A 21,492-nucleotide genomic window follows, 5' to 3' on the forward strand; every position below is an offset into this window, starting at 1 on the left:
AAGATTAGGTATCGGGATTTGTTATTATACATATTGATAAATAGAAATAAACATAAATAAGGCCCCGGCGAGTACAAAAAGATGCCAAACGACATGCATCCATCTGTTGTGTTTCATGCTGTAAAAAATAGTTCCAAGTGAGTAGAAGAGTCCCCCTACTGCTAACAATACAACGCCGTTAATCTCAATGCTTTTAAAAAGGGGATAGAAGATCAGGAGTCCTAACCAACCTAGACCTAAATACATAAAAGTTGAAAGACGAGGGAAACGGTTAATGGTTATCATTTCAAAAGTAATTCCTATGAAGGCTAGTGCCCAAATGAGTGTAAGAAATAGGTAGCCCATTTTGCCCCCAATTGATACCATTAAATAAGGTGTGTAGGTGCCAGCAATCAGTAAATAAATAGAAGAGTGATCTAATTTTTGGAAAATTTTTTTAAACTTGGTAAAAGTTAAGGAATGATAGAGCGTTGAGTTTGAAAAAAGAGTAATTAAACTTAAACCATAAATCATATAAGCAATAATAGAGATTTTTGACTCAGCATTAAGCCCTTTTTTGATAAGAAATACAGTGCCAATAATACTCATAATAGCGGCAATCCCATGGGTAATAGCATTTAAAACTTCTGCCCATAAATGATGTTTATCTTGTGGTTTAGTTACTGAGGTAGAGGTCGATGATTGAGAACGCTTCATATAAACTCACTCCTTTAATCTTACTAAGTATATTTTAAACGAATCAGGAAGAAATGAAAGGTAAATATATGGTTTTTTAATGAATAATTTAAAAGAAGCTCTCTATAATGTTATAATAACTACCATTATAAGATATAATATTTGAAAGAATACAAATGAAATCAGATAGAAAAAGAGGGATAAAAGTGGGACCGACTTTTTATGAATTTATAATGCGCTATGCCAATGAAGGAGCGAAAGATCCAATGAGTCGATTGGCTAATGAAATTAGTGAAGACATTGCTTTTCCTAAGCAAAGTTGTGATTTTGACGAACTATCTAATTATTTAGAAAAGACTAGCCAATATAGTAAAATGCTAACGATTTTTGATGATGCTTGGCAACAATATCAATATACAAGTTAAGGAGAATGAATATGAGCACACATATTAACGCACAGGTAGGGGAAATTGCCCCCACAGTTCTGTTTCCAGGGGATCCTCTAAGGGCTAAGTTCATAGCTGAAAACTATTTAGAGAACCCACAGCAATATAACACAGTTCGAAATATGTTTGGATTTACTGGGGAGTATAAAGGTGTGCCGGTATCAGTCCAAGGTTCGGGAATGGGAATTCCATCTGCTATGATTTATGCTGAAGAATTATACAGTTCCTATGATGTACAAACGATTATTCGAGTCGGTTCAGCAGGAGGCTTAAAAAAAGAAGTAAAGGTACGAGATTTAGTGTTTGGTTTAGGAGCTACCACTGATTCCAGCATTCTATCAAATATATTTGAAGGACAAGTATCATATGCTGCTATTGCTTCATTTGAAGTATTGAATTTAGCTTACCATATTGCGAAGGAACAAGGGAAGTCAGATATTCATGTTGGGAATATTTTATCGAGTGATCGCTTTTATAATGAAGAAATGGATAAGAAAAAATTAGCTCGTTATGGTGTTCTGGCAGTTGAAATGGAAGCAGCCGGATTATATGCTGTTGCTGCTAAATATGACCGATCAGCTTTAGCCATTTGTACTGTTTCAGATCATGTCGTGACAGGAGAATCAACTTCTTCTCAAGAAAGAGAACAAACTTTTACCGATATGATGGAAATCGCTTTAGAAACTGCTGTCAAAATACATGTACCTAATACATAATCACAGTCAGGAGGCTGGATATATTGAAAATTGAAAAGAAAAATAAAAGGATCTCTCTCATCATTCTCTCACTGATTATTATCATGTTTAGCGGTTATTTTCACCCAATGAATGTAAAGGGGTTTGAATGGATCTTTGAAGATAAAGAAAAAGTAGCTCAGGAGGAGCAACTTACGAAAGAAGATATCGCACTGATTGAAGAAATGTATAATACCATTCAAGTCAATTACATTGATGAAGTAGATAAAAAAACTTTACTAGAAGGTGCTTTTAAAGGGATGGTAGGTTCCTTAGAAGATCCTTACTCTGAATTTTTGAACCCTTCAGAACAAACGACCTTTGATGATTCAGTGGATGGCTCCTTTAATGGGATTGGAGTTCAGTTTATGATTCGAGAAGGGAAACCTACAGTCATTGCTCCTATTGATGGAACTCCAGCTTCAGAGGCAGGAATTAAGGCCAATGATGTGATTATATCAGCAGATGATGTGGAGTTAGAAGGATTGACTACTAGTGAAATCGTTGAATTGATCCGAGGGCCAGAAGGTAGCGAAGTTAAGCTAACAATTCAGAGAGGTACTTCGACTTTTGATGTCACGATTAAGCGAGCAGAGATTCCACTAACAACAGTGGAATCTGAATTAGATAAGGAACATCCAGAAGTCGGTTATCTAAAAATCTCTCAGTTTGCGTCTACTACTTATGAGGAAATGGTTACTTCAATTAAAGAACTACAAGATCAAGGAGCTGAACGATTTATCTTTGACTTTAGATATAATCCAGGTGGTTTATTGGACTCTGCTTTGGCTATTACGAATATGTTCATGGATGATCAGCAAATTTTAATGCAAACGGAAGATAAACTTTCTGGAATTACTACCTACGAAGCTTCAGATGCTGAATATGGCAAGTTTCAAGTGGAGGAGCCTTATGTATTATTAGTAGATGAGGGCTCAGCCAGTGCCAGTGAAATATTAGCTGTAGCTATTAAAGAGAATACAGATCATGATGTAATTGGAACTAATACTTTTGGTAAAGGAACTGTTCAAACGTTGGCAACATCTTCGGAATATGGAGAATTGAAATTAACAATTGCCAAATGGTTATCTCCAAAAGGTGAATGGATACATGACCAAGGTGTGAAGCCAGATAAAGTTGTCGAACAACCAGCAGTAGCTTCAGCGATCATGTTAGATACTACATCGGAGTTAAAAGAAGGAGATGCTTCTGAATTTGTTCAATCAGCATCCCTGATGTTAGATGCATTAGGCTTCGATCTATCAGAAACAAGTTATTTTGATCAAAAAATGCAACAAGCTGTAAAAGAATTTCAAAAGAAAAATAAATTAGAAGTATCAGGAATTATTAATGGAGAAACTGCTCAATTACTGATGGATCAGACACGTGAATATATTGAAGAAAACGATCCACAATACAAAGCAGCAATGGATACAGTGCTAGGAGAATAGATGAATGAGGGTTCTACGCATTTTATTGGTAGAGATTGTGAATATTATTTTTGCAGTGATAATAGCAGTGCTAATATTTTTAGCACTGCGTTATTATGTGGTACAGCCTTTCCAAGTGGACGGCCGATCAATGAATCCAACCTTATATGATGGGGATCAAATGATGATGCTGAAACAAAATCATCTTGAACGCTTTGATGTAGTTGTGTTTCCAGACCCAATGGGATCCGGTCAGTCCTATGTTAAAAGAATTATCGGTATCCCTGGGGATGAAATCCAAGTTAAGGATGATATTTTATACATAAACGGCAAGCAAGTTGAAGAACCTTATTTGCAACCCCTTGCTTCACAAACAACATCTGCTTATACAGGAGATTTTTCTTTGTGGGATATTACGGGGGAGACAAGGGTGCCGGATGATTATTTTTTTGTTCTGGGCGATAACCGTCCAGCTTCTGGTGATAGTCGTCAATTTGGTTTTGTAGCAGAGGATAGTATTCAAGGCGAAGCTAATTTTATCTATTATCCTTTTGACCGTTTTGGTTTTATTGAGGATTATGAATTAAAACTTGAATAAATAATACAGAGGAGGAATTGTATGGCTAACATTCAATGGTATCCAGGTCATATGGCCAAAGCACGTCGAGAAGCAAAGGAAAAATTAAATTTAGTCGATATTGTAATTGAATTGGTAGATGCTCGCATTCCAGAATCAAGTCGGAACCCAATAATTCAAGAAATCATTGCCAATAAACCGAGTATTCTGGTTCTCAATAAATCAGATCTTGCCGATCCACAGGTCACCAAGAGATGGTTGGAAGAATATAAAAGTCAAGGTCAAACAGCTTTAGCAATCGATGCTCAGCATTCAAAAGGGTTAAAAGAATTGACTAATACTTGTAAAGTATTGATGAATGATTATTTTGAAAAGCAAAAACGAAAAGGTGTAAAACCTCGTCCAATACGTTTAATGATACTTGGCATTCCAAATGTCGGCAAGTCTACTTTGATTAACCGTTTTGTTGGTAAAAATCAGGCACAAACAGGAAATAAACCGGGAGTTACCAAAGCTCAAAGATGGCTTAAAATTGGAAAAGACTTTGAATTATTGGATACACCAGGAATTCTTTGGCCAAAGTTTGAAGACCCTGCGACGGGTAAATATCTGGCTTTGACTGGAGCCATTAAGGATCAATTGCTTGAAATGCAAGAGCTATCCTTGGTCTTCATTCAACATTTGCAACAATTTTATCCGACAATTCTTGAAGAGTATTATCAGCTAGGGCAAACAAAAGACAAGAGTTCAGCAGAAATATTATCTTTATTAACGAAAAAAATGGGATTGGGTGAAGATTATCATCAAGCAGGTGAAAAGCTTATTCAAGATTTTAGACAGCATAAATTAGGAAATATCAGTTTAGATCAACCGATAGAAAGTGTTGACCATAATGAGAGATAAATCAATTAAGGAAATCAAAGCGCTACTCAGTGATATTGATGATCCCGATCATTTTTTATTCAATGAGCTAAAAGAGGATAGTCGAATTGGCGTTCAAAAAATCATTCAGCAAAAATATCGAGAATTGGAAAAAAAACAAAAACGATATCAGGATTATTTGAAGCGATTAGATTTTGAAAATGAGATTTTAGACAGAAATCCAAGGGCTTTGATAGCGGGGCTAGATGAAGTCGGGCGTGGTCCTATTGCAGGTCCTGTGGTGGCAGCAGCGGTTATTCTTCCAGATGAGACGAAATCTTTATTTGAGGTAAATGATTCTAAATTAATGAGTCATCACAAAAGAACAATTTTAGCGGATTTGATCAAAAAGGAAGCAAAGGCTTATTCCATTGTTGAAATTTCACCTGAAGTTATTGATAAAGTTAATATATATGAGGCAAGTCGATTGGCGATGGCTAAAGCAGCGGAACAATTATCACCAACCCCTCATTATCTGTTAATCGATGCGATGAAAATTGACAGCTCTATTCCTCAACAATCAATTGTTAAAGGAGATCAAAAATCTTTATCAATTGCAGCAGCGTCTATTATTGCAAAAGTATACCGGGATGAATTGATGAAGAAATATGCCGAGATATATCCGGAGTTTGGTTTTGAGAGGCATATGGGCTATCCCACAAAAGATCATTTGAATGCTTTGAATGTGTATGGTGCAACTCCTATTCATCGTCAAAGCTTTGGACCTGTGATGACAAGCACTAAAAAATATCGAGAATAAGTTTTAAAGGTTTTTAGCGCATTTTTTAATTTATCACTTATCTATTCTTGAGGTGATAGAATGTTGAAAATTAAAGAAGATATGATTTATTTGCAAATTGTTGGTTTATCCTATCAAAAAAGATGGTATTATTTTGCTTTTTACCTAAAATTAGCTAATAAATTAGAGCTAGATCAACAAATGTTGGTAGATTTTTTGATAAAAAAAGGCATTTGGCAGGAAAAGGAGCAAACTGTTTTTCAAGCTTGGAGACAACATTATCCACTTGTTCGTCGATTAAAGAATCAGTGTCTCTTTATTTTGGATAGTCTTTATCCGAGCTTGTGGAAACAGCTACCTCAACCACCCATAACGATTTTTTATAAAGGGGATTTAAGTTTATTACGTATGCCTTTAATCACAATTGTAGGTTCTCGGAAATTAAGTAACTATGGTTATAAAGTAGCCTGTGATTTGTCTAAAATATTAGTAGAAAATGGTTGGATAACAGTCTCTGGATTGGCCAAAGGAGCCGATTATCAAGTGCATAAGGCTGGTTGTCAATATAGAAAAGGATCTACAATTGGAATTATTGCAACCGGTTTCGATCGGTATTATCCTACTGAACACTATACTTTACAAGAAATAATTGGACAAAAACATTTATTGTTGAGTGAATATTTGCCAATGCAACGGGCTCGTAAGCATCATTTTATTGCAAGGAACAGACTACTAGCAGGAATGAGTCCTGCCACCATTGTGATCCAAGCTGCTAAACAATCCGGTTCTCTCATTACGGCTAATTATGCGCTAGACTATAACCGAACTGTTTATGCGGTACCTGGTCCTATTACAGATAATCAATCTTATGGTTGTAACCAATTGATTTCAGCTGGAGCAATTCCTGTGATTGGCCTTAAAGAATTAGTTAGCGATCTTAAGCAATTTTATTTTAATCAAGGTTTTTACTTCAATCATTTGGCTTAATTTTTTTATAATTATAGGTGAAGCATCACTTTCTTTATTAAAAATTTCTCTGAATAATTTGACAGAATGCAAAGTTTAGAATAAGATTGTTACGATTTTGCATATTATTACAGAAGGTAGAAAAGGAGTGATTGTTCATTGGCATATAAATATCTAGTGATTGTCGAATCACCCACCAAGGCCAAGACAATCGATAAATATTTAGGAAGAAATTATAAAGTAGTGGCTTCAAAAGGTCATTTGCGTGATTTGCCTAAATCAAAGATGGGGGTCGATATTGAAAGTGGCTTCGAACCACATTATATTGCTATTAGGGGACGAGGAGAGACAATTAAGGAACTAAGAAAACTTGCGAAGAAAGCTGAAAAAGTCTACTTAGCAAGTGACCCGGACCGTGAAGGTGAAGCAATTGCTTGGCATTTATCATTTCTGCTAAATTTAGATCGAGATGAAGAAAATCGGGTAGTATTCAATGAAATAACGAAAGAAGCAGTTAAAGAAGCTTTTAAAAAGCCACGTAAAATTGATCAGGATTTAGTTGATTCTCAACAAGCGAGAAGAATACTAGATCGTATTGTTGGCTATTCAATTTCTCCTTTACTTTGGAAGAAGATAAAAAGTGGTCTATCTGCCGGTCGTGTTCAATCTACCGCATTAAAGTTAATTATTAATCGAGAAAATGAAATTCGAAATTTTAAGCCTGAAGAATATTGGAAGATCCCAGCTAAGTTTAAAAAAGGTCGGACAAAATTTGAGGCTGAATTTTATGGTGTGAATGGTAAAAAAATAGATCTGCCTAATGAGACGGAAGTAAAACGTGTAATGGAACAATTGGATCTTGAAGCAGATTTCCTTGTAGATCATATAGAAGAAAAAGAACGTAGAAGGAAACCTTATGCTCCATTTACAACCTCTACTTTGCAACAAGATGCAGCGAATCGTTTAGGATTTCGTGCTGGTAAAACAATGATGGTTGCGCAGCAATTGTACGAAGGAATTTCAATAAAGAGGAATACAGTTGGCTTGATAACCTATATGCGTACAGATTCGACTCGTATTTCACCTGCAGCGAGAGCTAGTGCAACTAGTTTTATCTCAGATACTTATGGAGAAAGCTATGTGGGAGCAGGACGCAAAGTAGCCAATCAATCGGGAGCTCAGGATGCACATGAGGCGATAAGGCCCTCTAATGTGCAATTAACACCAGAAAGCATTAAAGATTCACTAACGAGAGATCAATTTCGTCTTTATTCATTGATTTGGGCTAGATTTCTCGCTTCACAAATGAAAGATGCTGTTTATGATACGATACGAGCGGATATTATTCAGAATGAAGTGATTTTTAGAGCTAGCGGTTCGAGGATCAAATTTGATGGATTTTTAAAGATATATCCAAGTAAAAATGATAAAGACAATTATTTACCAAGTTTAGCTGTGAATGATAAAGTTAAAATCGATCAAATAGAGACGAGCCAACACTTTACTCAACCACCTGCTAGATATAATGAAGCTAGCTTAGTAAAGGTTTTAGAAGAATTAGGAATAGGACGTCCTTCAACGTATGCTCCAACGCTTGAAACATTGAGAAAACGATATTATGTTAAGATGGTTGCGAAACGATTTGAACCTACCGAATTGGGTGAAATAGTAAACGGAGTCATGGCAGAATATTTTCCAATGATTGTCGATACTGAATTTACTGCTGGGATGGAGAATAATCTGGACGAGGTAGAAGAGGGTAAAGAGAAGTGGCAAGGCATATTAGCTGACTTCTACCAAATGTTTGAGAAAGATCTTAAAAATGCAGAGGATCAGATGGAAGAAATTGAGATTAAAGATGAGCCTGCTGGATTTAATTGTCCAGAATGTGACAATCCAATGGTAATTAAAATAGGACGTTATGGTAAATTTTATGCTTGCTCTAATTTTCCCGACTGCCGGCATACACAACCTATTATTAAAGAAATTGGAGTAACCTGCCCATCATGTGAAGAGGGGCAAGTGATTGAGAGAAAATCAAAGAAAAACCGTATTTTTTATGGATGTTCACGTTATCCAGACTGCGAATTTGTTTCTTGGGACAAACCTGTGGGTCGTTCTTGTCCTAAATGTAAGGAGTTTTTAATTGAAAAAATTTCTCGCAAAGGAAAACAAGTGAAATGTAGTCATTGTGATTATGCTGAAGAAATTGAAAATTAATTTAAACTTCATAAACCAGTGCTTTCGACTGGTTTTTTTGTTTACATTATATTAATCTTTTATTAATAGGCAATTGGAGTTTCAAACGTTATAATAGATATAATCTGCTGAAGAGGGGATTATTATGAAAAAGGAGATCCAGTGTTTTCTTAATTATTTATCAAATGAACGACGTTATTCAGATAACACTATAAAAGCTTATCAACGAGACCTCAATGAGATGGAAGAATTTATGGATCAGTCAGGTTCTAGTAAATTAGAAGAATTAGAATACCGAGATATGCGTTTGTATTTAGCTTATTTGAATGAAAAGCAATTATCTTCGTCATCTATTGCTCGTAAATTATCAAGTTTAAGATCTTTTTTTCAATACAGTATTAGGCAAAGTTGGATTGATCAAGATCCCATGGAACTAATATCTTATAAGGCTAAAAAGCAACATCTACCTGACTTTTTATATGAAAATGAGATGGAGAAACTTATTAAAGCAGCTGAAAAAGACGATCATCGCTATCACTATCGTAACTTAGCTATTATTGAATTAATGTATGCAACAGGCATTAGAGTTTCAGAATGTTGTGATTTAACAATTAGTCAGGTTGATTTTTCTGTTCAAATTATTCGGGTGAAAGGAAAGGGAAATAAGGAACGCATCATTCCTTTTGGAGATCCTGCTGCTCAAGCTGTCAAGAACTACTTAGAGATAGAACGACCTCAATTATCGATACTTAGTCCCATGATGCAAAGTCCTGGCTATGATAGACTGTTTCTATCCGATAAAGGGATACCAATTAAACCTGATCAAATTCGTACTATTCTAAATACTTTAGTTAGAAAGCATCAACTAAACTTGGAAATCCATCCACATAAGCTTCGTCATTCTTATGCAACTCATTTACTAAATAATGGTGCAGATATGAGATCTGTTCAAGAATTGTTAGGTCATGAGAATTTAAGTTCAACTCAAATTTACACGCATATTACAGGAGACCAAATGCGTAAAGCATATTTAAACGCCCATCCAAGGGCAAGACGTCAATCTAGGGAGGAATAAAATCGTATGACAACGATCTGTGCAGTAAAAAAAGGCAATCATTTAGCAATGGCAGGTGATGGCCAAGTTACAATGGGAGAAAGTGTTATTATGAAGGGCGGTGCTCGTAAGCTACGTCGAATTTTTGATGACCAAGTTGTGATTGGATTTGCGGGCGGTGTTGCAGATGCTATTACTTTATCTGAGATGTTTGAAGATAAATTGAAAACTCATCAAGGGCAATTAGTACGAGCTGCTGTAGAAGTTGCAAAGCAGTGGCGTACGGATCGAACGTTACAAAAATTGGAAGCACTATTAATTGTAATGAATCACGAAAATTTATTGCTAGTAAGTGGAACCGGAGAAGTCATTGAACCAGACGATGGTGTATTGACGATTGGATCGGGCGGTAATTATGCCTTAGCTGCTGCTCGGGCTATGCTTCGGTCGAGTGATAATTTAACGGCAAGCCAAATTGCTAAAGAATCGCTGCAAATTGCATCAGAAATTGATGTTTTTACCAATGATAATATAATAGTAGAAAGTTTTGAAACTGAATAGGGAGATTTCAATGATAGAATTTACACCAAAAGAAATTGTAGCAGAATTAGATAAGTATATTGTGGGACAGAACGAGGCCAAACGAGCGATTGCAGTTGCTGTTCGAAATCGTCAGAGACGTTTAAAACTTGACCCCATTATGCAATCGGAAGTTAAGCCTAAGAACTTATTAATGATAGGACCAACAGGTGTCGGTAAGACAGAAATTGCAAGACGATTAGCCAAGATTACGCATGCTCCTTTTATTAAAGTAGAAGCTACAAAATACACAGAAGTAGGTTATGTGGGTCGAGATGTGGAATCCATGGTTCGCGATCTAGTTGAACAAGCAATTCGAATTGTACGTAAACAAATGCATGAGGAAGTACATGATCAAGCGTATGAACGAGCGATTAATCGCTTAGCTAAAGTTCTAGTCCCTGCTAAAAGAAAGAAGAAAGCTAAAGACCCCTCTAAGCAAGGAGATCAATTCAATTCTTTAGGTTTCCCAGGAATGCAAGATTTATTTAAACAATTATCTGGCGAAGAGACAACCTATGTAGAAGAAGAAACGGAAGAAATTGCTACCAATCGTCGTCATATTAGACAGCAACTGAGAGAAGGTTTGATCGATAAGCATGAAGTTACAATTGAAATTAATGAACCAAAGATTCAATTAAACTCTATGAATCCAGCGATGGAGCAAATGATGGAGATGCAAGATTCGATTAATGCTTTAAAACCTAAAAAAATGATTGAAAGAACAGTCACTGTTAAGGAAGCACTAGAAATTTTAACAGAAGAAGAAGCAGATCAATTGGTAAATCAAGAAGATATTCATCAGAAAGGTTTACATTTAGCAGAAGAAAATGGTATTATTTTCATTGATGAGATGGATAAAATCGCTTCCAATAATCAAAATTCAGGTGAAGTCTCCCGACAAGGTGTTCAAAGAGACATTTTACCTATTGTTGAAGGTAGTCAGATTCAAACTAAATATGGGATTATTTCGACAGACCATATTTTATTTATTGGATCAGGAGCTTTTCATGTTGCCAAGCCATCTGATCTTATCCCTGAATTACAAGGACGCTTTCCGATTAGAGTTAATTTAAGTGATTTAAGTCAAAAAGACTTTGTCAGAATTTTAACTGAACCAGAAAATGCACTCCTTATTCAATATCAGGCTCTTTTGGCTACTGAAGGAGTTCAAGCTCAATTTGCAGAAGAAGCAGTTGAACAAATGGCTTATTATGCAGTAACTCTAAATCAGAATACTGATAATATTGGGGCACGAAGATTACACACTATTATTGAAACTGTGTTGGAAGAATTACTATTTGAGGCTGCCAATACGCCAATGGAAATTGAGATTACAAAAAAGTATGTGGATGAGAAGTTATCAGATAAAGTAGAAAATAGAGATCTCAGTCATTACATACTATAAAATGAGATAGTATCAATGGAGGATAGGGATGGTTATACTTGAAAATGAGCATCTTAAAGTGGTATTACAAGAATTAGGTGCGGAAATAAAATCTGTAATTGACAAAGAGACTGGTTTTGAATATATTTGGCAAGGTAAAACGAGTGCATGGCCTTATAGTGCCCCTGTTTCATTTCCCATAGTGGGTAGTTTATGTGGCCAAGAATACATTTATAATGAAACGTCTTATATTTTAGAGCATAATGGCTTTGCCAAAGATATGGAGTTTATGGTACAAAATCAAACTTCCAATACCGCTAGCTTCAATATAAAGCATAATAACTTTACTATGGACCATTATCCGTTTGAATTTTCTTTTCAGATTAATTATGTCTTATATGAAAATAAAATTACAGTAACATACGAAGTGCTTAATCCATCCCATCAAACTCCACTGTATTATGCAATTGGGGGATGTCCTGCCTTTAATGTGAGTCAAAGAAGTCTTCATAACTCGCAAATGGAATATAATAGAATTTCAATTATTATCGATCCGAAAGGACAATATTATTATTTACCTTTAGATAAATTTGGATTAATTGAAACCAAAAAGACAAGGTATCAGTCATTAGATCAAATTGATTTAACTCATAAACATTTTCGTAAAGGGCCTTTAATCTATCAAATCAATCAACAGACCATAGTAGAACTTTGGGATCATACCGAGGGGGTTAAGATAACATTAACTCCTAGTCGAATGCCATATTTGGCTCTGTGGTCTTCTTATCCGAAGAGAACATCTTTCGTCTCCATGGAACCTATGACTGGTTTGCCCGATTATGATAATAGTGATGGACAGCTTATTAATAAATTGTCTATGATTAAATTGGAAGCGAATACAATAAATACCCATGATTATACACTAGCCTTTGAAAGATATTAAAATTGCCTCACAAAACTGAAGTAACCCCCAAAAGTGAGAGTTGATATACTCACTTTTGGGGGTTACTTCAGATACTAATCCAAATATTTTATAAATTGTTCTTTTTTGAAGCACGTAGCCCGAAAGAGACATGGCGTTCTTTGCCTTGAATTATTCTTTGAATATTTTGGCGATGCCGATAAACCATGAAAAGGGCAATAAGAGCAAAGCCCATGCCATAAATAAGGGGCTCATGAATAATAATCCACACTACGATCAAAGCATAAGAAAGCATTGAAGCCACGCTTACTATTGAGAATAAAAATAAAAAACAGACTAGGAGTATAACCTGACTTATTGCTATGAAGAAGTTATATCCTAATAGAACGCCTACAGAAGTAGCGACAATTTTTCCTCCTTTAAAATTTCCCCATATAGGATAAGCATGTCCTAAGACACAGGCAATTGCTGTTAGTATGACCACCCAATCAGCTTGGCCTGCAAAGAAATGTTTAGCAATCAAAGTTGGAATCCATCCTTTTAAAACATCAACAGTAATCACGATCAGGGCAGCGACAGGGCCGAAATTTCGTCCAATATTCGTTCCGCCAGAATTTCCGGAACCTAGTGTTCGAACATCTACTTTGTGTACTAATAGTGAATACCACACTCCTGTGGGAATTGATCCTGCTAGATAGGCAGATATTATCATAATAAATGCAGCCATTTTTAGCCTCCTCACTTTTCTGTATTTATCTTACCATGCAATGAGAGGAGGGGACAAGCTTTGAATTTTACAACAAAAATCAGGTTCATGATAGAACCTGATAAAAATTTATTTTATTTAATCACTAAAACTTTTTCATCTACTGGCATTTTATCTTTTGGATTAGCTTCTGCTTCAATTGAACCAAATGGCATTTGGGCATTTAATTCCCATGATTCTGGTAAGTTTAATGCTTCACGGAGACTACGATCAAATCCTTGTTTATAGCCTACATTAAAGTGTTGTAAGGTTGCACCAAGATCTAATTCAGTTAAGGCTAACCAGGTAGCATATTGAGTATTAGCTGCGTTTTGTTCTTTATATATTTCTTGTCGTTCTTCATTAGTAGGAATATTTGCTTTTATCGCTTCACGATCTTCAAAGAAAAGAATGGTTCCAAAGGCGTTATTTTCCGAACCTTCAAAAAGACCTTTAAAATATTCATACATTTCAGCTGGAAGCACTTCTTTTTGCGTTTGGTGAATAATATTCCAAACTTTAGCATTGGCTTCCCCTGTTACGATCACCAGACGGCTTGTTTGTGAGTTGAAGGCAGTCGGCACCTCAAGAGCAACTTTTCCTATATAATCAGCAATTTCCTCTACCGTATAATCAACATTTTTACCTACTACATAATGTGAGCGACGTTTAGAAGCTAAATCTATAAATTTTGACATAATATTCTCTCCCTTATCTTGTTTGTTTACACTTAAGATATTAAAATAAATGTTTGAATAAGTCAAGTAGGAATTCTCGTTTTTATTTATCTCTAATTAGTACAAAAATTGCCAATCTTTCCTAATGTCTGATATGATAATGAAGTTGAAGTGCGTTGAAGGCACAATATTTTTTAAAGGGTGAAAGTATGGCAAGAGAAAAACAAATATCCAATACTAGTTTACAAAATTATAATGATGAAGCCATTCAAATATTAGAAGGACTGGAAGCCGTTCGGAAAAGACCGGGGATGTATATTGGTTCCACTGACCAGAGAGGTCTTCATCATCTAGTCTATGAAATTGTTGATAATGCGGTCGACGAAGCTCTGTCGGGATTTGCAAATCAAATTGATGTTTCAATTGAAACAGATGGTTCAATAAAGATCTATGATAATGGACGTGGTATGCCGGTTGGTAAACATTCTTCAGGTGTTCCAACTGTGCAAGTAATTTTTACTGTATTGCACGCTGGTGGAAAATTTGGGCAAGGTGGTTATAAGTCTGCAGGAGGCTTGCACGGTGTAGGAGCTTCAGTGGTAAATGCCTTATCTTCATGGTTAGAGGTAACAGTTCTACGCGATGGGTTCCAATATCAGATGCGTTTTGAAAATGGAGGACACCCAGCTTCAAAACTCACGAAACGTAAGTATAAGAACAAAACTGACACAGGGACTTGTGTTCATTTTATGCCGGATTCTGAGGTGTTTGGTCAGGCATCGATTGATTATGAGACGATTTCAGAGAGGTTGCGAGAATCAGCTTTTTTACTAAAAGGGTTGACGATTACTTTAACGGATCATGTCAATGAGCGAAAAGATACTTTTTACTATGAAAAAGGTCTTTATGATTTTATCGCTTATTTAAATGAAGATAAGGAGTCAATGGGAGAAATTGCTTCTTTTTCAGGTGAGCTAGATGATTTTGAGATTGATTTTGCTATGCAATATAATGACGGCTATTCTGAAACAATCATTTCTTTTGCAAATAATGTTCGAACTTCTGGCGGAGGGACTCATGAAATAGGGATGAAAACAGGAATTACAAAAGTTTTTAATGATTATGGACGAAAAGTTGGTTTAATTAAGGAGAAAGATAAAAACCTTGAAGGATCAGATGTTCGTGAAGGAATTGCTGCTATCGTATCAGTTAGAATTCCTGAACAATATTTACAATTTGAGGGTCAAACGAAGGAAAAATTGGGAACACCTAAAATACGTGCTCTCGTAGAAGGTTTTGTTGTAGAAAAGTTAGGTTATTATCTGGCTGAAAATGGTAATTGGGCACAAACTATTCTTAGGAAAGCTTTAAAAGCAAGAGAGACACGTGAGGCTGCCCGAAAAGCACGAGATGCCTCTAGATCAGGAGTGAGTCATAAACAACAAGAAAAACTCATTTCTGGAAAGCTAACTAAAGCGCAGTCAAAAGATGCATCCAAGAATGAATTATATCTTGTCGAGGGTGACTCTGCTGGGGGATCAGCTAAGTTAGGGCGCGACCGTAAGTTTCAAGCGATTCTCCCTTTGAGAGGAAAAGTGATTAACACTGAAAAAGCTTCTTTAGCAGATATCCTCAAGAATGAAGAAATAAATACGATGATTTATACGATTGGCGCTGGGGTGGGACCTGATTTTGATTTAGCTGCATGTAACTATGATAAAGTGGTTATTATGACGGATGCCGATACAGATGGTGCCCATATTCAAGTGTTATTGTTGACTTTTTTCTATCGTTATATGAAACCACTGATTGAAGCGGGAAAAGTCTATTTAGCTATGCCTCCTTTGTACAAAATATCAAAAGGGAAAGGTAAAAAAGAGATTATTGAATATGCTTGGACGGATGAAGAATTATCTGAAAAAATACGTCAAGTGGGAAAAGGATATATGTTGCAAAGATATAAAGGTTTGGGAGAAATGAATGCAGAACAGTTATGGGAAACAACCATGAACCCTAAAACTAGACTTTTGATTAGAGTGACAATTGATGACGAGACCCTCTCTGAGAAAAGACTCTCGACTCTAATGGGAAATAAAGTGGAACCAAGACGAAAATGGATAGAAGGTAACGTTCAATTTACAATGGATGAAGAAGATTTACTATTAAAGGAAAATCAAGGAACAGGACTTCAACTTGAAAATGATGAGAAGGAGGCCCTCTTAGCTAGTAAAAATCTTGCAAGTGATATAGAAGATGTTGAACAGTTGATAGATCAAGCAGATGGAGAAGAGGGGATTTTTGATAGTGATGAAGATGGCCAAATTAATTTATTTGGAGGGGATGAATAATGAGCAAGCAATCGCAGCACGGAGTTCAAGAACTTAATTTTTCTTCAGTAATTGGAGATCGATTCGGACGATATTCTAAATATATTATTCAAGATCGAGCATTACCAGATATTCGTGATGGTTTGAAACCAGTTCAACGTCGTATTTTATATGCGATGTATAATGATTCTAACACAGCAGAAAAGCCTTATCGTAAATCAGCAAAAACAGTTGGGAATGTTATTGGTAATTTCCATCCACATGGTGATTCATCGGTCTATGATGCCATGGTAAGAATGTCACAAGATTGGAAAAATCGAGCACCATTAGTGGATATGCATGGGAATAAAGGCTCAATGGACGGAGATCCGGCAGCGGCAATGCGGTATACTGAGGCTCGACTGTCCAATGTAGCAATGGAATTATTAAGAGATATACACTCTGATACAGTAGAATGGATGTTGAATTTTGATGATACGATAGAAGAACCTCGTGTGTTGCCTGCCCGATTTCCTAATTTATTAGTCAATGGAGCAACAGGTATTTCTGCTGGGTATGCAACTGACATTCCACCTCATAACTTAGGAGAAGTGATTGACGCACTTATTTTCATTTTGACTCACCAAGATAAAGCGTTTGATTTAGATCGTATTATGACGATCTTACCTGGACCAGATTTTCCAACGGGTGGAATTATCCAAGGGAAAGATGGGATCCGTGAAGCTTATCAAACAGGTCAAGGCAAGGTTGTTTTACGGTCTAAGGTAGAAATTGAAGCATTAAAAGGTGGAAAAAAGCAATTAGTTGTCTCCGAGATTCCTTATGATGTGAATAAGAGTAAATTAATCCAAAAGCTAGATGAGATTCGTCTTTCTAAAAAATTAGAAGGCATTGCAGATGTTCGAGATGATTCAGATATGAATGGTGTCGCAGTGGTAATTGAATTAAAGCGGGAAGTGGATCCGGACCAAATACTGGCTTATTTATATAAACACACTGATTTACAAGTGAATTATCATTTTAATATGATTGCGATACATAATCGACGTCCAGTATTATGTTCTCTAGAGCAAATGCTGAAAGCTTATATTGATCATCAAAAAGAAATTATTACTCGCCGAACAGCTTTTAATATGAAGAAAGATAAAGAGCGACTTCATATAGTAGATGGTTTAATTCGAGTGGTCTCGATTCTTGATGAAGTTATCGCAATGATTCGTCAATCAGAAAATAAAACAGATGCCAAACAGAACTTGGTGGATGAGTTTGGTTTTTCGTTGGAACAAGCTGAAGCCATTGTGATGTTACAGCTATATCGTTTAACTAATACGGACATTGTAGCGTTGCAAAATGAAAAACTGGAATTAAATGAGCGTATTCACATGTATGAGAATATATTATCTAATCCAACCATTTTGAATAATGTTTTAATCAATGAATTAAAAGAAGTAAAAAAGAAATACCAAAGTCCGCGTTTAACTCAGATAGAAGCAAAAGTTGAAGCGTTAACCATTGAAACAAGTGTATTAATTCCAAAAGAACAGGTTTATGTATCGATTACAAAAGAAGGCTATATGAAGCGTACGAGCGTCAGATCGTTCACTGCTTCAGATACAACAGATTTAGGATCACGAGATTTGGACTATCCAATCTTTGTTCAAGAGCTGTCAACACATGACTCGATCGTCATGATTAGCTCTAAGGGGAATTATATTCATTTGCCAGTCCATGAGTTACCCGATATTAGATGGAAAGATATAGGCTTACATTGGTCACAACAATATCAAATCCAACAGGGTGAACAAATAGTGGCTGTGTTTGCCCAAAAAGACAGTATCGATTATTCGGAGGTTGCGATTGTCTTAGTAGCATCCTCTGGAAGAATAAAACAAACGAATTTAGACCAGTTCATCACATATCGATCCTATAAATCAAAAACAAGTATTGCAATGAAATTACAAGATGAAAAAGATCAGATAATTTCTGCTCAATTAGCTAAAACAGATCATAAATATCAAGTGGTAATGATGACACATCGTTCGTATGGTTTACGATATGATCTGGAACAAGTTTCAAAGCAAGGACTAAGAGCGCAAGGTGTCATTGGAATGAATATTAAAAATGATGATTATTTAGCTGCAGCCTTTATTATTGATCAAACGATTGAAAGACCCCAAACTTTTATTCTGACACAACGAGGAAATATAAAACGCATGGATATTGAAGAAATAGCTGAGGCTAGACGCGGGAGCGTAGGAACGCTTATATTGAAAGAGGTGAAGTCAAAGCCTCATCGCATTATCGATGCTCTAGCTCTCACGAAAGGCAATATTCCTCTGGTTGTTCAAGGCGATAATGGCCAGAGTGTAGAATTAATGGCGTATGATGTAGGGATTACACCAAGGTTAAACAACGGAAGTCAATTGCAAGAAATAGGTAAATTAGCCAAGGTGATTGGAATGCATCCCGCTCGTCTGAAAATGTTAGATGAACAATAGACAAACAGTGAAGCCTTTTATAGGCTTCTTTTTTTATACAACATGTTAATCATATAATCCATTAACTGTTACAATGTATCACCGGTGAATTTAACAAACTGTTATATTATGTAGTACAGGTTTTAAGTGAGAAATAATTATTAATAAAAAATCTCTTTTAAAACTAAGGTTATTAACGGTCTTATGATTTAAAAAGCATTTTTATCTGTTTACATTTAAAAAACAATGTGTTATATTATGTTTGTCGTAACACAAGTGATGTTTTGAGCAAACGAAAGGGAGAATATAAAATGGAAATAGCCAATCAAACAGAAATCAATCAAGCATGGGAAGGGTTTAAAGGGAGTATCTGGCGCGATGAAATAGATGTGCGTGACTTTATTCAAGAAAATTTCCAGCTTTATGAAGGAGATGAAAACTTTTTAGCGGAAGCTACTCAGAACACAAAGGATCTTTGGGAACAGGTTATGGATCTTAATAAGCAAGAGCGTGAGGCCGGTGGCGTTCTAGATATGGATACAAAAACAGTCTCAACCATTACTTCACATGGCCCAGGCTATCTCAATAAGGAAAAAGAAACGGTGGTAGGATTCCAGACTGATAAACCGTTCAAAAGAGGATTGCAACCTTTTGGTGGGATTCGTATGTCTGTTAATTCTTTAGAAGCTTATGGATATGAAATAGATCCAGAGACTGAACATATTTTTACGGAATATCGTAAAACACATAATCAAGGAGTTTTTGACGTTTATACTCCTGAGATGCGTGCAGCCCGTCGTTCTGGAGTTATCACAGGATTACCGGATGCTTATGGACGTGGCCGTATTATCGGAGACTATCGTCGTGTAGCATTATATGGTGTAGAACGATTAATGGAAGAAAAACAAAAAGATTTTGCCAATATTGGCAATGGAATGATGTCTGAAGATATTATGCGTCTACGGGAAGAAGTTTCTGAACAATATCGTGCTTTACAAAAATTAAAAGAGTTAGGTGAGATTTACGGTTTTGATATTTCTCGTCCTGCTGAGAATGCTCAAGAAGCTTTCCAATGGTTATATCTTGGATATTTAGCTGCTGTTAAAGAACAAAATGGAGCTGCAATGTCTTTAGGACGCACTTCAACTTTTCTAGACATTTATATTGAACGTGATTTAGAAAATGGAACACTGACAGAAGAACAAGCGCAAGAATTAGTCGATCATTTTGTGATGAAACTACGATTAGTTAAGTTCGCTCGAACACCAGAATATAATGAATTGTTCTCAGGAGATCCAACATGGGTAACAGAATCAATTGGAGGAATTGGGTTAGATGGACGACCATTAGTAACTAAAAATTCATTCCGCTTCTTACATACATTATCTAATTTAGGGCCAGCTCCAGAACCAAACTTAACCATTTTATGGTCGCCTTTATTACCTCAATCATTTAAAGAATATGCTGCTAAGATGTCCATTGTGTCTTCTGCTATTCAATATGAAAATGATGAAGTTATGCGTCCGCAATATGGCGATGACTATGCGATTGCATGCTGTGTCTCTGCGATGCGAGTAGGAAAACAAATGCAATTCTTCGGAGCACGAGCAAACCTTGCAAAAGCTTTGTTATATGCTATTAATGGTGGAGTTGATGAGAAATCTCATGCTCAAGTAGGACCGAAATATGCTCCGATTCAATCAGAGTTCTTAGATTATGATGAAGTGATGACTAAATATGACGATATCATGGAATGGTTAGCAGAATTGTATGTCAATACCTTAAATATTATTCATTATATGCATGATAAGTACTCTTATGAATGTCTTGAAATGGCTCTGCATGATACTCAAGTATTACGTACTATGGCAACAGGAATTGCAGGTTTCTCAGTAGCAGTTGACTCATTATCTGCTATTAAATATGCTAAAGTTAAAACAATTCGTGATGACAAAGGCATAGTGATTGATTTTGAAACAGAGGGAGACTTCCCTAAATATGGTAATAATGATGATCGTGTCGATCAAATTGCTGTAGATTTATTAAAAGCTTTCATGACAAAAGTTCGTAAGCATAAAACTTATCGAGAGTCCGTTCATACAACGTCAATTTTAACGATCACTTCTAATGTTGTATATGGTAAGAAAACAGGAAACACGCCAGATGGTCGTCGAGCAGGAGAACCTTTTGCACCTGGAGCGAATCCTATGCATGGTCGTGATACTCATGGAGCGTTGGCATCCCTGCTATCTGTGGCAAAATTGCCTTATGAATATGCTTTGGATGGTATTTCAAATACATTCTCAATTGTCCCTAAAGCACTAGGAAAAGAAGAAGAAACTCAGAAAGCCAATCTTGCTAGCATGTTGGATGGTTATTCTGTTAATGGTGGCCATCACTTAAATGTTAATGTTTTTAATCGTGATACTTTATTAGATGCGATGGAACATCCAGAGGAATACCCACAATTGACGATTCGTGTCTCTGGTTATGCGGTTAACTTTATTAAATTAACACGTGAACAGCAATTAGATGTTATTAATCGTACCATGCACGAGGCAATGTAAACATCTTTAAAAAAACTATAAAAAGTGCAGCCACTTTTGCTGGCTGCACTTTTCTTAATGGGGAAGGAGT

Annotated in this window: 18 protein-coding genes; 15 read left to right on the plus strand and 3 right to left on the minus strand. The window is 36.0% G+C overall.

The features are described from left to right. Window positions 1–24: 24 nt before the first annotated feature. Window positions 25–696 carry a PAQR family membrane homeostasis protein TrhA gene (gene trhA, locus HZY91_RS00310; protein WP_197113354.1) on the minus strand — a complete coding sequence of 224 codons (672 nt, stop codon included), beginning with the start codon at window positions 694–696 and terminating at the stop codon, window positions 25–27. A gap of 185 nt (window positions 697–881) precedes the next feature. Between trhA and HZY91_RS11055 the strand changes: the two genes are divergently transcribed. The 12 genes from HZY91_RS11055 (at window position 882) to HZY91_RS00370 (ending at window position 12,650) form a co-directional block, all read left to right on the plus strand. Beyond that, a complete protein-coding gene (locus HZY91_RS11055; protein ID WP_328751293.1) occupies window positions 882–1,100 on the plus strand; it encodes a YozE family protein in 219 nt (72 codons plus the stop codon). A gap of 11 nt (window positions 1,101–1,111) precedes the next feature. Beyond that, window positions 1,112–1,837, plus strand: a complete 726-nt coding sequence (gene deoD / locus HZY91_RS00320) for a purine-nucleoside phosphorylase (RefSeq protein ID WP_197113358.1) — start codon at window positions 1,112–1,114, stop codon at window positions 1,835–1,837. 23 nt (window positions 1,838–1,860) lie between these two features. Next, window positions 1,861–3,306 carry a S41 family peptidase gene (locus HZY91_RS00325; protein ID WP_235991443.1) on the plus strand — a complete coding sequence of 482 codons (1,446 nt, stop codon included), beginning with the start codon at window positions 1,861–1,863 and terminating at the stop codon, window positions 3,304–3,306. 4 nt (window positions 3,307–3,310) lie between these two features. Beyond that, on the plus strand, window positions 3,311–3,883 hold the full coding sequence (gene lepB / locus HZY91_RS00330) for a signal peptidase I (protein ID WP_197113360.1): 573 nt from the start codon (window positions 3,311–3,313) through the stop codon (window positions 3,881–3,883). 21 nt (window positions 3,884–3,904) lie between these two features. Beyond that, the gene (ylqF, locus tag HZY91_RS00335; RefSeq protein ID WP_197113362.1) at window positions 3,905–4,765 is read left to right on the plus strand and encodes a ribosome biogenesis GTPase YlqF; all 861 of its coding nucleotides are present in this window, start codon (window positions 3,905–3,907) and stop codon (window positions 4,763–4,765) included. Continuing rightward, the gene (rnhB, locus tag HZY91_RS00340; RefSeq protein ID WP_197113364.1) at window positions 4,755–5,543 is read left to right on the plus strand and encodes a ribonuclease HII; all 789 of its coding nucleotides are present in this window, start codon (window positions 4,755–4,757) and stop codon (window positions 5,541–5,543) included. The genes ylqF and rnhB overlap by 11 nt, the downstream gene beginning before the upstream one ends. 60 nt (window positions 5,544–5,603) lie before the next feature. Then, window positions 5,604–6,509: a DNA-processing protein DprA gene (dprA, locus tag HZY91_RS00345; RefSeq protein ID WP_197113388.1), complete on the plus strand. Its 906-nt coding sequence runs from the start codon at window positions 5,604–5,606 to the stop codon at window positions 6,507–6,509. Between the two features lie 138 nt (window positions 6,510–6,647). Beyond that, a complete protein-coding gene (topA, locus tag HZY91_RS00350) occupies window positions 6,648–8,708 on the plus strand; it encodes a type I DNA topoisomerase (protein WP_197113389.1) in 2,061 nt (686 codons plus the stop codon). Between the two features lie 124 nt (window positions 8,709–8,832). Further along, a complete protein-coding gene (xerC, locus tag HZY91_RS00355; RefSeq protein ID WP_197113391.1) occupies window positions 8,833–9,762 on the plus strand; it encodes a tyrosine recombinase XerC in 930 nt (309 codons plus the stop codon). A 6-nt stretch (window positions 9,763–9,768) separates the two neighbouring features. Then, window positions 9,769–10,302, plus strand: a complete 534-nt coding sequence (gene hslV, locus HZY91_RS00360) for an HslVU peptidase proteolytic subunit (protein ID WP_197113393.1) — start codon at window positions 9,769–9,771, stop codon at window positions 10,300–10,302. A 4-nt stretch (window positions 10,303–10,306) separates the two neighbouring features. Continuing rightward, on the plus strand, window positions 10,307–11,728 hold the full coding sequence (hslU, locus tag HZY91_RS00365; protein ID WP_328751648.1) for an ATP-dependent protease ATPase subunit HslU: 1,422 nt from the start codon (window positions 10,307–10,309) through the stop codon (window positions 11,726–11,728). Window positions 11,729–11,756: 28 nt separating this feature from the next. Continuing rightward, window positions 11,757–12,650: an aldose epimerase family protein gene (locus HZY91_RS00370; protein WP_197113395.1), complete on the plus strand. Its 894-nt coding sequence runs from the start codon at window positions 11,757–11,759 to the stop codon at window positions 12,648–12,650. An 88-nt stretch (window positions 12,651–12,738) separates the two neighbouring features. On the opposite strand, the gene plsY is transcribed toward HZY91_RS00370, so the two are convergent. Continuing rightward, window positions 12,739–13,356, minus strand: a complete 618-nt coding sequence (plsY, locus tag HZY91_RS00375) for a glycerol-3-phosphate 1-O-acyltransferase PlsY (RefSeq protein WP_197113398.1) — start codon at window positions 13,354–13,356, stop codon at window positions 12,739–12,741. A 113-nt stretch (window positions 13,357–13,469) separates the two neighbouring features. Next, window positions 13,470–14,072, minus strand: a complete 603-nt coding sequence (locus HZY91_RS00380; protein ID WP_197113399.1) for a nitroreductase family protein — start codon at window positions 14,070–14,072, stop codon at window positions 13,470–13,472. Window positions 14,073–14,260: 188 nt separating this feature from the next. Here HZY91_RS00380 and parE point away from each other — a divergent pair, with 188 nt between their 5' ends. From parE to pflB, 3 genes are all read left to right on the plus strand, one after another. Beyond that, the gene (gene parE / locus HZY91_RS00385) at window positions 14,261–16,399 is read left to right on the plus strand and encodes a DNA topoisomerase IV subunit B (RefSeq protein ID WP_197113401.1); all 2,139 of its coding nucleotides are present in this window, start codon (window positions 14,261–14,263) and stop codon (window positions 16,397–16,399) included. Continuing rightward, the gene (parC, locus tag HZY91_RS00390) at window positions 16,399–18,876 is read left to right on the plus strand and encodes a DNA topoisomerase IV subunit A (RefSeq protein ID WP_197113403.1); all 2,478 of its coding nucleotides are present in this window, start codon (window positions 16,399–16,401) and stop codon (window positions 18,874–18,876) included. Before parE ends, parC begins: the two co-directional genes overlap by 1 nt. Before the next feature lie 290 nt (window positions 18,877–19,166). Beyond that, a complete protein-coding gene (gene pflB, locus HZY91_RS00395) occupies window positions 19,167–21,422 on the plus strand; it encodes a formate C-acetyltransferase (protein WP_197113406.1) in 2,256 nt (751 codons plus the stop codon). Window positions 21,423–21,492 lie beyond the last annotated feature (70 nt).

This window comes from Facklamia lactis (assembly GCF_015863205.1).
Lineage (GTDB): Bacteria > Bacillota > Bacilli > Lactobacillales > Aerococcaceae > Facklamia > Facklamia lactis.

Bases quoted from the DNA above. Each gene is read 5' to 3' on its own strand.
- trhA (WP_197113354.1), bottom strand. From the start codon at position 696: ATGAAGCGTTCTCAATCATCGACCTCTACCTCAGTAACTAAACCACAA.
- deoD (WP_197113358.1), top strand. From the start codon at position 1,112: ATGAGCACACATATTAACGCACAGGTAGGGGAAATTGCCCCCACAGTT.
- lepB (WP_197113360.1), top strand. From the start codon at position 3,311: ATGAGGGTTCTACGCATTTTATTGGTAGAGATTGTGAATATTATTTTT.
- ylqF (WP_197113362.1), top strand. From the start codon at position 3,905: ATGGCTAACATTCAATGGTATCCAGGTCATATGGCCAAAGCACGTCGA.
- rnhB (WP_197113364.1), top strand. From the start codon at position 4,755: ATGAGAGATAAATCAATTAAGGAAATCAAAGCGCTACTCAGTGATATT.
- dprA (WP_197113388.1), top strand. From the start codon at position 5,604: ATGTTGAAAATTAAAGAAGATATGATTTATTTGCAAATTGTTGGTTTA.
- xerC (WP_197113391.1), top strand. From the start codon at position 8,833: ATGAAAAAGGAGATCCAGTGTTTTCTTAATTATTTATCAAATGAACGA.
- hslV (WP_197113393.1), top strand. From the start codon at position 9,769: ATGACAACGATCTGTGCAGTAAAAAAAGGCAATCATTTAGCAATGGCA.
- HZY91_RS00370 (WP_197113395.1), top strand. From the start codon at position 11,757: ATGGTTATACTTGAAAATGAGCATCTTAAAGTGGTATTACAAGAATTA.
- plsY (WP_197113398.1), bottom strand. From the start codon at position 13,356: ATGGCTGCATTTATTATGATAATATCTGCCTATCTAGCAGGATCAATT.
- HZY91_RS00380 (WP_197113399.1), bottom strand. From the start codon at position 14,072: ATGTCAAAATTTATAGATTTAGCTTCTAAACGTCGCTCACATTATGTA.
- parE (WP_197113401.1), top strand. From the start codon at position 14,261: ATGGCAAGAGAAAAACAAATATCCAATACTAGTTTACAAAATTATAAT.
- parC (WP_197113403.1), top strand. From the start codon at position 16,399: ATGAGCAAGCAATCGCAGCACGGAGTTCAAGAACTTAATTTTTCTTCA.
- pflB (WP_197113406.1), top strand. From the start codon at position 19,167: ATGGAAATAGCCAATCAAACAGAAATCAATCAAGCATGGGAAGGGTTT.